This is a genomic window from Sulfitobacter sp. R86518 (genome assembly GCF_042466275.1).
Taxonomy (GTDB): domain Bacteria; phylum Pseudomonadota; class Alphaproteobacteria; order Rhodobacterales; family Rhodobacteraceae; genus Sulfitobacter; species Sulfitobacter pontiacus.
In genome coordinates this window covers 420,780-432,985 of sequence record NZ_JAXHCA010000005.1, presented here as the reverse complement: position 1 = coordinate 432,985, position 12,206 = coordinate 420,780, and the positions used below count along the sequence as shown (strand labels likewise).

Below are 12,206 nucleotides of genomic sequence, written 5' to 3'. Positions count from 1 at the left end.
GAGAGAGAAGCATCGAAACGGACGACAGGGTTGAGATTGAAAACTTTATGATCCTTGGAGGGACATACCATGATGAACTTTATCAAGAACTTCAAAAACGACGAATCCGGCGCTGTGACTGTTGACTGGGTTGTTCTGACCGCCGCCGTTGTTGGCCTGGCCGTCGCAGCTTACTCCTCGATCGAAAAAGGTGCGTCCGACCTGACAGCAAAAACAGCAAGCCACATGAAGACGCACGAAAGCGTATTCGATAAAAAAGAATAATTCTCGCGTTCAACGAAGATTGAATCAACGGCTGCGCCCTTTCATTGATGCGCAGCCGTTTTTCGGTCACCATATAGTTAAGGCGCATTTATCATGCTGGCCAAAATCAAGACTTTTTTCAAAGAACAGAACGGTGCCGTCACCGTGGACTGGGTTATCCTGACCGCTGCTGTTGCCGTAATCGCGGTAGGGGCCATTGTCGCCGTAACCACTCAGACTAAAAGCTATTCCGAAACCATCGCGAAAAATATTCCAAGCGATATCTAACCCAAGCCACCCTGATAATGACCCAGCTTGGTCGCGGATTATCCATAGTCTGAACACAATCACCGCCTATCCATTGGTATAAGTTTCGCGCCGCGTCCTGGGACCGGCACACACTCAAGAGAGGTAAGTAACATGCGGATGGTTTTTGGACTGGTCCTGCTCGCCGGTATCGCCTTGGCAGGTGGTGCTGTGTATCTGGCAAAGGGCCGCATCAGTGAATATCAACGCGCCAACCAACAGGCCCAAGAGGCTTTGGCGCAGATCGTGCCAACGGTTGGTGTATATGTGGCCAACGGGCCGCTGAAATACGGGCAGCGCCTGACCCGCGAAGATGTGCGGCAGGTGAACTGGCCTGAAAATGCGATCCCCGAAGGCACGTTTATCGAAGAAGCAGCGCTTTTCCCCGAAAACAGCGATGACCTGCGTGTCGTACTGCGTGCGATGGAAAAAGACGAAGCCATTATGGCGGTGAAGGTGACCGAACCCGGTGCCGATACCGGCCTCACCTCGCAGCTGGAACGGGGCAGCCGTGCTTTCGCGATCCGCGTCGATGTATCAAGCGGCGTCTCGGGCTTCCTGCGCCCCGGTGACCGTGTCGATGTCTACTGGACCGGCCGCATCAACCGGGGCGGCAATGACCGCGCCGATACCGGAGACGTGACCAAACTGATCGAGGCAGGCGTCAAGATCATCGCGATCGACCAAAGCGCCGGCGGCGAACGCAGCGAAGCGGCCATTGCGAATACTGTGACTGTTGCCGTTCAGCCCTATCAAGTTGCCGCATTGGCACAGGCGCAATCAACGGGTGACCTATCCCTCTCGCTCGTCGGGGCAGAGGATGACACCGTCGCCGGTGAGATCGAAGTCGACCAGCGCCGCCTGCTCGGCCTGACAGAAGAAACGGTCAAAGTCGAAACAACCACAGAAAAAGTCTGCACCATCCGGACCCGTCGTGGTGCCGAAGTGGTCGAAATCCCGATCCCCTGCACCAACTGATCTGCTAGTCAGGCAGGGCAAATACGGACCTCAGCACCGCCGCGCATCACTTTGCGCGGCGTTTTGCCATTTCGGATATGTTGCTGTTAATCCACATATACCCGCCCCCCCCTGTCATTGATTCTTGCAAAAAAACGCAAAGGACCGCACAGTGTCGCAAACGGCGGGCGCAAAGACCCTATTTTGAGGCGTGATCACAAAGGCAGGTCACATGAAAATCGATAAGTTTATTAAAGCAGCCCTATTGGGACTGACCATTGGCGCGATGCCATTTGCATTGACTGCGCCGATCGACGCGCAGGCCAACACGCTCCGTGTGGTCAAGAAGGGCACCAACCGTGTGTTGGAAGTCCCGATGAACCGCGCGGTTGTGGTTGAAAGCGACATCCCCTTTGCCGAGCTTAGCATCGCCAATCCGGGGATCGCAGATATCTCATCCCTCTCCGATCGCACCATCTATGTGCTGGGCAAATCCCCTGGCCTGACCACGCTGACCCTGCTGGATGCGGCCGGTCAGTTGATCACCAACGTGGATGTGCGCGTCGCGGCGGATGTCTCTGAATTCAAGGAACGCCTGCGGCAGATCCTGCCCGGCGAAAAGATCGAAGTGCGCACAGCCAACGACGGTATCGTCCTGTCGGGCATCGTGTCGTCGACCCAACGCCTGCAACGCGCCCTTGATCTGGCCGAACGCTACGCGCCGGAACGCGTCTCCAACCTGATGAGCGTCGGCGGCATCCAGCAGGTGATGATGAAAGTCCGCTTTGCCGAGATGAGCCGATCTGTCTCCAAATCCCTAAGCGCGTCGCTCGCGTTGAACGGGCTGGTGGGCAATGATCTTGCGATCAACGGCGGGACCAATACGACAAATACGGCAGGCGCGATTGCAAACTCTCTTGGTGGCACGACACCTGCGTCCAACAGCAACGCAGGCGCGGTACTGTTCGGCTTTAACGCAGGGTCCACCCAAGTCGGCCTGCTGCTTGAAGCCCTGGAGCAGAAGGGCGCCGTACGCTTCCTTGCCGAACCGAACCTCGTCGCGCTGTCCGGGCAAGAGGCGACGTTCCTTGCCGGTGGCGAATACCCGGTGCCTGTCGCCCAGACCGGCGACCAGATTTCGGTTCAGTACAAACCCTTCGGCGTAGAGATGAGCTTTATCCCCCGTGTCGTGGATAAAGACCTGATTAACCTCGAACTCAAAGCCGCTGTATCGGCGATTGATGCCAGCAACAGCGTGTCCTTGGGCAATGGTTTCGACATCTCGGCCTTCACCCGCCGCGAAACCTCGACCACGGTTGAAATGCGCGACGGCGAAAGCTTTGCGATCGCGGGTCTGCTGACCGACGATTTCACCGATAACTCCAGCCAGCTACCCTGGATCGGCGATGTGCCTGTATTGGGCGCGTTGTTCCGCAGCGCGAACTATCAGCGCAGCCAGTCCGAACTGGTGATCATTATCACGGCCCATCTCGTGACCCCCACCCGCGGCGAGGCTTTGGCCCTGCCCACCGACCGGATCAAACCGCCCACGGAAAGCGAATTGTTCCTGTCAGGTCGCACGTCCAAAGGCAGCACAGCGCCCACCAAAGGGGCCGCTGGCGAGGTTGCCAAACAGGACTTTAGCGGGTCATACGGCTATGTATTGGATTGATCAGATGACTTCAGCGATCCCTTCGACAGGCAAAATCACCGGGTTATGCGCCGCTTTGGCGATGACCGTAGCAGGCTGCGTCAGCAGCCCTGATCCGGTCTATACCCAGTTCCACCGCGAAGCAGGATCCCTGACCGATCTGGGCACCTTCGGAAACGCCACGCTGAACAACCGTTTGGTGATGACAGGCGAACGCCAGTACACCTTCGATCTGGCCAACCGCTTTGCCGGCGAAGTCGAATCCACGGTGACCTTTGCCTTTAACTCGGCCCAGCTGGACGGGGCCGCGCAGGCTGTGCTGCGGCGCCAAGCGGGATGGATCCGTCAGTTCCCCGAGGTCCGGTTCCGCGTCTATGGCCATACCGATGCCGTCGGTTCGAACAGCTACAACAAGGCGTTGGGCCTGCGCCGAGCACAATCCGTTGTTGCGTTTCTGTCAACGCAAGGCATCAGCCGAAGCCGTCTTGAGGCCGTTGTTTCCTTTGGCGAAACACAGCCGTTGATCGTGACACAGGGCCGCGAACGGGCAAACCGTCGCACAGTGACCGAAGTCAGCGGCTTTGTCGGGCGACATCCCACCGTTCTGGACGGCAAATACGCGCAGATCATCTATCGCGATTACGTTGCCAGCGCCGTGCCACCGACTCAGCTATCGGGCGGCGCAACATCGACCGGCACCACGACGGAATAACCGGATAAAAGATACCTCCAGAAGGGCCTGATCGTCGCTGACGGTCGGGCCTTTTGCGTTTCAATCCGGCAAATCACTGCGGATCGTTTCAAAAGACCAAACAATAGAAACTATTTAGCCCCAATCTTGCCCAACTTGGCAGGGATATTCACTGCAATAGGACAGTTGCGCCCGGCCACCGTGGTCTGACGCAGGGGACCGCAAGGCAGAGAACAGGGCGACGCCCGATCCGCCCTTGCCGCGCCCCAAAGAGAAGAAGGGGAAGTTTAGGTATGAGCAGCAGTATGCCACAGATTGACGCACCACAGATCATCGCCTGCACTGTCAGCCGTGATGTACAGAACTTTGACCTGCTGATCGAGGATATGGAATCAGCTTTGGGCGAAGCCTGGGGTGATCTCGGCTTTTCTGAAAGCCTCGCTTTTTTCAGCCAGCCCGAAGCGGCGACGCTCGAGCTGATTGCACTGGCGCTTGATTCCGAGGACGAAGAGAACCTGCCGATGATGTCCGAAATCATCTCGCAGGCGAAATCCCGTCATATCAAGGTGATCCTGATCGCCGAAGACATGTCCCCGGCCTCGCTCCATTCCCTGTTGCGTCAAGGTGCGGATGAATTCGTCCCCTACCCGCTGCCCGAAGGCGAATTGGCGGCGACCATCGAACGTCTGCGCGCAGGCCCCGAGCCCAAAGCCGAACACATCGAGGCAGGCCCCAAGCTGAAACCCGGTGCCGATAAGGACGGCGCTGTGATCGTGGTACATGGTTTGGCCGGTGGCACCGGTGCGACCAGCATGGCCGTTAATCTGGCGTGGGAACTGGCGACCTCCGACAAAAAGAACCCGCCGAAGGTCTGCCTGCTGGATTTCGATCTTCAGTTCGGGGCCGTGGCGACCTATCTGGACCTGCCGCGCCGCGAAGTCGTCTATGACATGCTGATCGAGACAGACGAGATGGACGAGGAAAGCTTTGGTCAAGCTCTGCTGACCTATGAAGACACGCTTCAGGTGCTGACCGCCCCCGCCGATATGCTGCCGCTCGATCTGATCACCTCGGAAGATGTGACACGAATTCTGGATATGGCGCGCAACCAGTTCGACTACGTTGTTGTCGATATGCCGTCGACGCTGGTGCAATGGACCGAAACCGTGCTGAGCAATGCGCATGTCTATTTTGCCATGCTCGAACTGGATATGCGCTGCGCCCAAAACGCGTTGCGTTTCAAACGCGCGCTGCAATCCGAAGAGCTGCCGGTCGAAAAGCTGCGCTATGTCATGAACCGCGCGCCGAAATTTACCGACCTTAACGCCAAAGCGCGGGTCAAACGGATGGCAGAAAGCCTTGGTATTTCTATCGACGTGCAGCTGCCTGATGGCGGCAAGCAGGTGACGCAGGCCAACGACCACGGTCTGCCGCTCGCCAATACCGCCGCCAAGAACCCGCTACGCCGCGAGATCGCAAAGCTCGCGTCTTCTATCCACGACCTCAAGGCTGACGAAGCCAAAGCCGCCTGATCCGGCCCAAGCGCCAGATAATTTAGAAAGAGTATTCAGATGTTCTCGAAGTATAAAAAGCCAGGTGACGTTGCCGTAGCCACACCCGCCCCAAAGGCGAAGGCTCCCGCGCCCCAGCAACAGCCAGAGGAAGCGGTCGCGCCTAAACCCGCCAGCATGCGCCGCGTGGCTCAAGCTGCAACCGTCGCCCCGCAGGATCGCGACGTGAAGCGCAAGCAACGCATGAGCGACATCAAGCTCGAACTGCACCGTGCCCTGCTTGAGAACCTGAACCTCGCCGCCCTTGAACACGCCTCGGAACAGGATCTGCGCAGCGAGATCAACGAAATCTCGACCGAGATTCTGGCCGAGAAATCCATCGTATTGAACCGCGAGGACCGCGTTCAACTGAACTCCGAACTGTATGACGAGGTGACCGGCCTTGGTCCGCTGGAAACGCTGCTGAAAGACGACAGCGTCAACGATATTCTGGTTAACGGCCCGCAACAGATCTTCGTGGAACGTGCGGGTAAACTGCAGCTGACCGACGTGACCTTCAAAGACGAAAAGCACCTGCTGCGGATCATCGACAAGATCGTTTCCGCCGTTGGCCGTCGCGTCGATGAAAGCAACCCTTATGTCGATGCGCGCTTGAAAGACGGCTCGCGTTTCAACGCTATGGTCCCGCCGATTGCCGTGGACGGCAGCCTTGTCTCCATTCGTAAGTTTAAGAAAGACAAACTGGGCATTGATGATCTGGTAAGCTTTGGGGCCTTCTCGGAAGAGATGGCAGCCTATCTGCAAGCCGCCGTCGCCACCCGTCTGAATATCATCGTCTCGGGCGGTACAGGTTCTGGGAAAACCACCACGCTGAACGCGCTGTCATCGTTTATTGCCAACGATGAACGGATCCTGACCATCGAAGACACCGCCGAATTGCAACTGCAACAGACCCATGTGGGCCGCATGGAAAGCCGCCCGCCCAACGTTGAAGGCAAGGGCGAGGTATCCCCGCGCGACTGTCTGAAAAACGCCCTGCGGATGCGTCCTGACCGGATCATCGTCGGCGAGACGCGCGGCGAGGAAGTGATCGACATGCTGCAGGCGATGAACACCGGCCACGACGGGTCGATGACCACGATCCACGCCAACTCTGCCCGCGATGGTGTCAGCCGTCTGGAAAACATGATCGCCATGGCCGGTATCGAAATGCCGCTGAAAGCGGTCCGCAGCCAGATCTCGTCGGCTGTGAACCTGATCGTACAAGCATCGCGCTTGCAGGACGGGTCGCGCCGCATGACGTCGATCACCGAAATCACCGGGATGGAGGGCGACGTGATCTCTATGCAGGAAATCTTCCGCTTTCAGCGCGTCGGCCTGACGCCCGAAAACAAGATCATCGGCCACTTCACCGGCACCGGCGTGCGCAGCCACTTCTCCGAACGTTTCAAGATGTGGGGCTATGACCTGCCATCGTCGATCTATGAACCCGTTGTGGTCAAGTAAGGATTATCAATCATGAGTGCAGAACCCATTATCTATGGCCTGATCTTCGTCGGTGTCCTTGTGCTGGTCGAAGGGCTGTATCTGGTCGCTTTCGGTAAATCCATCAGCCTCAACAGCAAGGTTAACCGCCGGCTCGAAATGCTGGAAAAAGGGGCCCGCCGCGAAGAGGTTCTGGACAAGCTGCGCAAGGAAATGCAGCAGCACATGGATAATAAATCCATTCCGGTCTATTCCCTGCTCGCCGAGAAAGCGCAAAAGGCCGCGATCGCTTTTGCGCCGAAACAGCTGATCATGATCATGGCCGGCCTCTCGGTCGTCGCCTTTCTGGGGCTGACCATCGGCACCAATACCGAAGTGCCCGTGCGCATCCTGATCTCTGTCGGGATCGGTGTCGGGGCCGTATTCTTCTGGATCTCGTCCAAAGCGAAAAAGCGCATGGACATGATCGAAGAGCAGCTGCCTGACGCGGTGGAACTGATGGTGCGGTCGCTGCGCGTGGGCCACCCTTTCACCAGCGCGATCTCTATCGTGTCCAAGGAAATCCAGGACCCGCTGGCGTCGGAATTCGGCGTAATTGCCGATGAAACCGCCTATGGCCGCGACATTGGCGAGGCGCTCAAGGATATGGCCGAACGGCTTGATATGCAGGATTTGCGCTTCCTCGCGGTGGCTGTGACCATCCAGCAGCAATCGGGGGGTAACCTTGCCGAAATCCTTGCGGGGTTGGCCAAGGTCATCCGCGCCCGCTTCCGCCTGTTCCGCCGCGTGCGCGCCATCACCGCCGAGGCGAAATGGTCCGGCAAGTTCCTGTCTGCCTTCCCGATCCTCGCGCTCATCGTGATCAAACTCGGTGACCCGCATTACTATGACGAAGTCATGACCCACCCGCTGTTCATCCCCGGCTGTATCGCGGTTGTCCTGTTCCTGTCGCTTAACCTCATCGTCATGCGCAAGCTGACCGATATCAAAGTCTAAGGGGGCCTCACTGTGAATTTCCTCAACTCACTCGACACCGCACTTGGTCCCATGGGCTGGATCGCCATTCTGGGCGCATTGGGCCTGACCATGGTGGGCGCAACGCTTGTCATGATCTTGCGCCAGCCCGAAGACCCTTTGGCCAAGCTCAAGCGTAGCCAGACCGAGGCTGCCGATGCAGGAAAGCAACAGCGCCTGCGCCAGTCGGACCGCAACGAGAAGCTGCAAAAATTCGCCAAGTTCCTTGAACCCGAAGACGTGGAAGAGCTAAGCGCCAAGGCGCTGCTGCTGCGCCAGGCGGGCTATAGCTCGCGCGATGCGGTACGGTTCTTTCACTTTGCCCAGATGGCGCTTGGTATTGCCGGGCTGGTGATCGGCACCGTCTACATCAACTTCCTTGGCGGCGGCGAAGGCATGACCACCAACAAGATGATGCTCTATACCGTGGGGCCCGGCGGCATCGGATATTTCCTGCCGCGCTATTGGGTGACCCGCCGCGTCGCCGAGCGGAAAGAGGAAATCACACGTGGTTTCCCCGATGCGCTGGACATGATGCTCGTCTGCGTCGAAGCCGGCCAGTCACTTGATCAATGTATTGTCCGCGTGGCCCGCGAATTGCGCGCCTCCTACCCTGCGCTGGCGGAAGAGTTCGAAATCGTCGCCTATGAGATGAAAGCCGGTAAAGACAAGGTCAGCGTGCTGAACGCCATGGGCGAACGCTGCGGCGTGCAAGATGTGTCGTCCTTTGTGACGGTGCTGGTACAATCCGCCGCCTTCGGGACATCCATCGCCGATGCGCTGCGGGTCTATGCCGCCGAGATGCGCGACAAACGCGTGATGCGCGCCGAAGAGGCCGCAAACAAGTTGCCAACCAAGATGACACTTGCCACAATGATGCTGACCGTTCCTCCGCTGCTGATCATTCTGGTCGCGCCATCGGTGATGAACATTACCAAACTAGGTCAGTAAGGCTCTGCATGATCCACATTCCCAAGCGCGCGTACCCCTTCAGGCTCGCGCTTTGTATGACCCTGATCGCCGGATTGGCCGCTTGCTCTGCAGGCGGTCTTTCCGCGTTTGGGGGCAAGCGCGCCAGCCCTGACAACCCCTTTGCCCCCGGTGTCAACACCCGCAAGGACGCCGAAGACGGGGTAGAGGTCGCCCACCGTCTCATGCGCGCGGGCGAATACGAACTGGCCATCCGCGCCTTCAACCGCGCCGCGCTCGCCTCCCAGTTGGACGCCGAAATCCTGTCGGGACTGGGCAGCGCCAACCTTGGGCTGGGGCGATTGGGTCAGGCGGAAAAGCTGCTGCGCGACGCTGTAGAAAAGGACGAAACCCACCCCGAGGTCTGGAATAATCTCGGCGTTGTGTTGATGGAGCGCGGCAAACTCGCCGAAGCCCAGCTGACCTTTCGCAAGGCCTATGCGCTCGATAATGGCGAAAGTGACGCAATCCGTGACAATTTGCGCTTAGCACTCGCAAAATCGGAAAACTCTGTTACGATCCCGGATCAAGAAGACAGTTATAAATTGGTGCGGCGCGGCTCGGGCGACTATCTGGTTCGGCCAGCATCATAACGAGGCAGAGCAGTAAAAGGACGCAAAAATGCGCCACCCTATCCTATTGGCCGCCTGCATTGCAGGCGTCGTCGCAGTAGCAGGCTGCGGCAAGAAATCCGGCGAGGATACCGTCACCCGCGCCTTCCAGGACGTGAACGTCGTGGATGAAAGCAACCTCAACGATGTGATGCTGACAGTGGCCGACCCGAACGAGGCGGTCAGCTATTTCACCCGCACCGCGCAGGAAAACCCCGGCCGCATCGACATCCAGCGCAGCTTGGGCAAATCCCTGATCCGCGCCAAACGCAACCAAGAGGCCGCATCGGTCTGGGGCAAAGTTGCCGCTTCCAAGGATGCCACCCCCGACGACAAGGTTGATTACGCCGATGCGCTGATCCGCGCTGGCGATTGGGCCAAAGCGGAAAAGACGCTGGATTCCGTCCCGCCCACCCATGAAACCTACAACCGCTACCGGCTTGAGGCGATCGTCGCTGACAGCAAACAGGAATGGGACAAGGCCGACAGTTTTTACGAGATCGCCATTGGTCTGACCACCAAGCCCGGTTCGGTCATGAACAACTGGGGCTACTCCAAATTGACGCGCGGCGACTATCAGGCTGCCGAACGCCTTTTCGGCGAGGCTGTGAAACAGGATTCGACGCTGTTTACCGCCAAGAACAACCTGATCCTCGCCCGTGGCGCGCAACGAGAATACAGCCTCCCCCCGATCGAGATGGACCAGACCGAGCGCGCGCAACTGTTGCACACCCTCGCCCTCTCCGCGATCAAGAAGGGCGACGTTGAAACCGGTAAAGGGCTGCTGCGTGACGCCATCAGTACCCACCCACAGCACTTCGAGGCCGCCGTCCGGTCGCTGCGCGCGCTGGAAAACGCAGGCTAACGCGTGGAGATCACCAGCTCCGCAGCGCTGTGGTTTCTGCCCTTCGCGCTGCCCCTTTGTGCCTATACGATCTACACCGATCTGGCCTTTATGCGGATCACCAATGTCACGGTGATCGCATTGGCCGCCGTGTTTGTGCTGATCGGCCCGATTACCCTGCCCTTTGACAGCTACCTCTGGCACCTGCTGGCGATGGTGGTAGCCCTTGTTGTGGGCATCTTCATGAACGCAGGCGGGCTGATGGGGGCGGGGGATGCGAAATTCATCGCCGCCGCCACGCCCTTTATCGCGCTCGGCGATGTGCGCTTTGTCATGGCGCTGTTCATGGCGACGCTGGTTGCCGCCTATATCATTCACCGCGCCGCCAAATATTCCCCCCTGCGCAAGCTTGCCCCGCAATGGGTCAGCTGGCACGAAGCCAAGAAATTCCCCATGGGTCTCGCCCTTGGAACTGTGCTTGCCGCATATTTAATGCTCGGTGCCTACTTCGGGGCCTGATTTCGCCATATTCAACCGCTACGCCTTGGGGCACGCCCGTGTCCCCATGAAAGAAGCCTTCATGAATATGCAAACCAGCGCCGTCATGGCCCCCCCTCCGCCGCGCACCATCCAAGAGATGAAGCTGCCCGTGGTGATGATGCGCGACATCATGATCAAGACGATGTTCCGCAAGAACGTCACCATGGTCAGCGAACTCGCAGCGGCGATCTGCCTGCCGCTTCAGGTCACGCAGGAACTGGTGGATCTGTCGCGCGAACAACGCCTTCTCGAAGCAACGGGCACGCTCAACGCGAATAACGGTAACGAAATGGGCTACCAGCTGACCGACCTGGGCAAGGCCCGCGCGTTGGATGCCTTGGCGCAATCGGAATACTTCGGGCCGATGCCCGTGCCGCTTGATGTCTACCGCGAACAGATCAAGCGCCAGTCCGTGCGCAATATGCAAATCACCCGCGCAAAGCTCGAAGCGGCGATGGGCCATCTGGTGCTCCCGTCCGAGCTGATCGGCAACCTTGGCCCAGCCGTGACGGCCGGTCGCTCCATCCTGATGTACGGCCCCCCCGGTAATGGCAAATCAAGCATCTCCAACGGGATTCGCGACGCGCTTGGCGACCGGATCTATGTCCCCCGCGCGATTGAATACGCCGGTCAGGTGATCACGGTCTATGACCCCATCGTGCACACCGCCATTTCCGAAGAGAAACAAGACCCGAAATCCCTTCGCCGCGTGACGCGCTTTGACACCCGCTATGTCAAATGCGAACGCCCCACAGTGATCACCGGGGGCGAACTGACGCTCGATATGCTTGATCTGGTCTACAACCCCACCGCACGGACCTATCAGGCCCCGCTGCAGCTGAAATCCACCGGCGGCATCTTCATCGTCGACGACCTTGGCCGACAGGCAGAATCGCCACAGGCGCTGGTCAACCGCTGGATCGTGCCGCTGGAAGAAAACAAGGACATCCTCGCCCTGCAATCCGGCGAGAAGTTCGAAGTTCCCTTCGACACGCTGGTGGTCTTCTCCACCAACTTCCACCCCAATGAGATCTTCGACCAGGCCGCCCTGCGCCGGATCTTCTTCAAGATCAAGATCGACGGGCCCAATCAGGAAAACTTCCTCAAGATCTTTGCCATGGTAGCAAAGAAACGAAACATCAAACTGGACGAGGCGACGCTGATCCATTTGCTGAAAACAAAATACCCCACGATCAACAATGTGTTCGCCAACTATCAGCCGATCTTCCTGATCGACCAGATGATTTCCATCTGCGATTTCGAAGGTATCCCGCACCAGATGCGCCCTGATCTGATTGACCGTGCTTGGGCCAATATGTTCGTGGAGGATGAAACCATCGTCAGGTAGCACCGCGCTCGAAACGGGCGCGGGCATCTTCTTCAT

At 58.4% G+C, this 12,206-nt stretch carries 13 protein-coding genes; all 13 read left to right on the top strand.

The window, feature by feature from the left end:
• Positions 1-69: 69 nt before the first annotated feature.
• The 13 genes from SJY36_RS02910 (at position 70) to SJY36_RS02850 (ending at position 12,170) form a co-directional block, all read left to right on the top strand.
• Positions 70-264, top strand: coding sequence for a Flp family type IVb pilin (locus SJY36_RS02910; protein WP_386172857.1), 195 nt, complete (start codon positions 70-72; stop codon positions 262-264).
• Positions 265-357: 93 nt separating this feature from the next.
• Positions 358-531 (top strand): hypothetical protein, encoded by a 174-nt coding sequence (locus tag SJY36_RS02905; protein ID WP_184583134.1) that lies wholly within the window; start codon positions 358-360, stop codon positions 529-531.
• Between the two features lie 132 nt (positions 532-663).
• Positions 664-1,527 carry a Flp pilus assembly protein CpaB gene (gene cpaB, locus SJY36_RS02900; protein ID WP_005851675.1) on the top strand — a complete coding sequence of 288 codons (864 nt, stop codon included), beginning with the start codon at positions 664-666 and terminating at the stop codon, positions 1,525-1,527.
• 211 nt (positions 1,528-1,738) lie between these two features.
• A complete protein-coding gene (locus tag SJY36_RS02895) occupies positions 1,739-3,178 on the top strand; it encodes a type II and III secretion system protein family protein (protein ID WP_005851674.1) in 1,440 nt (479 codons plus the stop codon).
• On the top strand, positions 3,165-3,869 hold the full coding sequence (locus SJY36_RS02890; protein WP_037943337.1) for an OmpA family protein: 705 nt from the start codon (positions 3,165-3,167) through the stop codon (positions 3,867-3,869). The genes SJY36_RS02895 and SJY36_RS02890 overlap by 14 nt, the downstream gene beginning before the upstream one ends.
• A 272-nt stretch (positions 3,870-4,141) precedes the next feature.
• A complete protein-coding gene (locus SJY36_RS02885; protein WP_005851672.1) occupies positions 4,142-5,380 on the top strand; it encodes an AAA family ATPase in 1,239 nt (412 codons plus the stop codon).
• A 39-nt stretch (positions 5,381-5,419) separates the two neighbouring features.
• Positions 5,420-6,865, top strand: coding sequence for a CpaF family protein (locus tag SJY36_RS02880; protein ID WP_037943335.1), 1,446 nt, complete (start codon positions 5,420-5,422; stop codon positions 6,863-6,865).
• 12 nt (positions 6,866-6,877) lie between these two features.
• The gene (locus tag SJY36_RS02875; protein WP_005851670.1) at positions 6,878-7,840 is read left to right on the top strand and encodes a type II secretion system F family protein; all 963 of its coding nucleotides are present in this window, start codon (positions 6,878-6,880) and stop codon (positions 7,838-7,840) included.
• 12 nt (positions 7,841-7,852) lie between these two features.
• Positions 7,853-8,809, top strand: coding sequence for a type II secretion system F family protein (locus SJY36_RS02870; RefSeq protein WP_373276849.1), 957 nt, complete (start codon positions 7,853-7,855; stop codon positions 8,807-8,809).
• Positions 8,810-8,865: 56 nt separating this feature from the next.
• Positions 8,866-9,420 carry a tetratricopeptide repeat protein gene (locus SJY36_RS02865; protein ID WP_005851668.1) on the top strand — a complete coding sequence of 185 codons (555 nt, stop codon included), beginning with the start codon at positions 8,866-8,868 and terminating at the stop codon, positions 9,418-9,420.
• A 28-nt stretch (positions 9,421-9,448) separates the two neighbouring features.
• Positions 9,449-10,303 (top strand): hypothetical protein, encoded by an 855-nt coding sequence (locus tag SJY36_RS02860; RefSeq protein WP_340287384.1) that lies wholly within the window; start codon positions 9,449-9,451, stop codon positions 10,301-10,303.
• A 3-nt stretch (positions 10,304-10,306) separates the two neighbouring features.
• Positions 10,307-10,801: a prepilin peptidase gene (locus SJY36_RS02855; protein ID WP_386172852.1), complete on the top strand. Its 495-nt coding sequence runs from the start codon at positions 10,307-10,309 to the stop codon at positions 10,799-10,801.
• Between the two features lie 61 nt (positions 10,802-10,862).
• Positions 10,863-12,170: a hypothetical protein gene (locus SJY36_RS02850; protein WP_005851665.1), complete on the top strand. Its 1,308-nt coding sequence runs from the start codon at positions 10,863-10,865 to the stop codon at positions 12,168-12,170.
• Positions 12,171-12,206: the final 36 nt, after the last annotated feature.

What these genes read in the sequence shown, in the direction of transcription:
- SJY36_RS02910 (WP_386172857.1), top strand. Translation starts at nt 70, where the DNA reads ATGATGAACTTTATCAAGAACTTCAAAAACGACGAATCCGGCGCTGTG.
- SJY36_RS02905 (WP_184583134.1), top strand. Translation starts at nt 358, where the DNA reads ATGCTGGCCAAAATCAAGACTTTTTTCAAAGAACAGAACGGTGCCGTC.
- cpaB (WP_005851675.1), top strand. Translation starts at nt 664, where the DNA reads ATGCGGATGGTTTTTGGACTGGTCCTGCTCGCCGGTATCGCCTTGGCA.
- SJY36_RS02895 (WP_005851674.1), top strand. Translation starts at nt 1,739, where the DNA reads ATGAAAATCGATAAGTTTATTAAAGCAGCCCTATTGGGACTGACCATT.
- SJY36_RS02890 (WP_037943337.1), top strand. Translation starts at nt 3,165, where the DNA reads ATGTATTGGATTGATCAGATGACTTCAGCGATCCCTTCGACAGGCAAA.
- SJY36_RS02885 (WP_005851672.1), top strand. Translation starts at nt 4,142, where the DNA reads ATGAGCAGCAGTATGCCACAGATTGACGCACCACAGATCATCGCCTGC.
- SJY36_RS02880 (WP_037943335.1), top strand. Translation starts at nt 5,420, where the DNA reads ATGTTCTCGAAGTATAAAAAGCCAGGTGACGTTGCCGTAGCCACACCC.
- SJY36_RS02875 (WP_005851670.1), top strand. Translation starts at nt 6,878, where the DNA reads ATGAGTGCAGAACCCATTATCTATGGCCTGATCTTCGTCGGTGTCCTT.
- SJY36_RS02865 (WP_005851668.1), top strand. Translation starts at nt 8,866, where the DNA reads ATGACCCTGATCGCCGGATTGGCCGCTTGCTCTGCAGGCGGTCTTTCC.
- SJY36_RS02860 (WP_340287384.1), top strand. Translation starts at nt 9,449, where the DNA reads ATGCGCCACCCTATCCTATTGGCCGCCTGCATTGCAGGCGTCGTCGCA.
- SJY36_RS02850 (WP_005851665.1), top strand. Translation starts at nt 10,863, where the DNA reads ATGAATATGCAAACCAGCGCCGTCATGGCCCCCCCTCCGCCGCGCACC.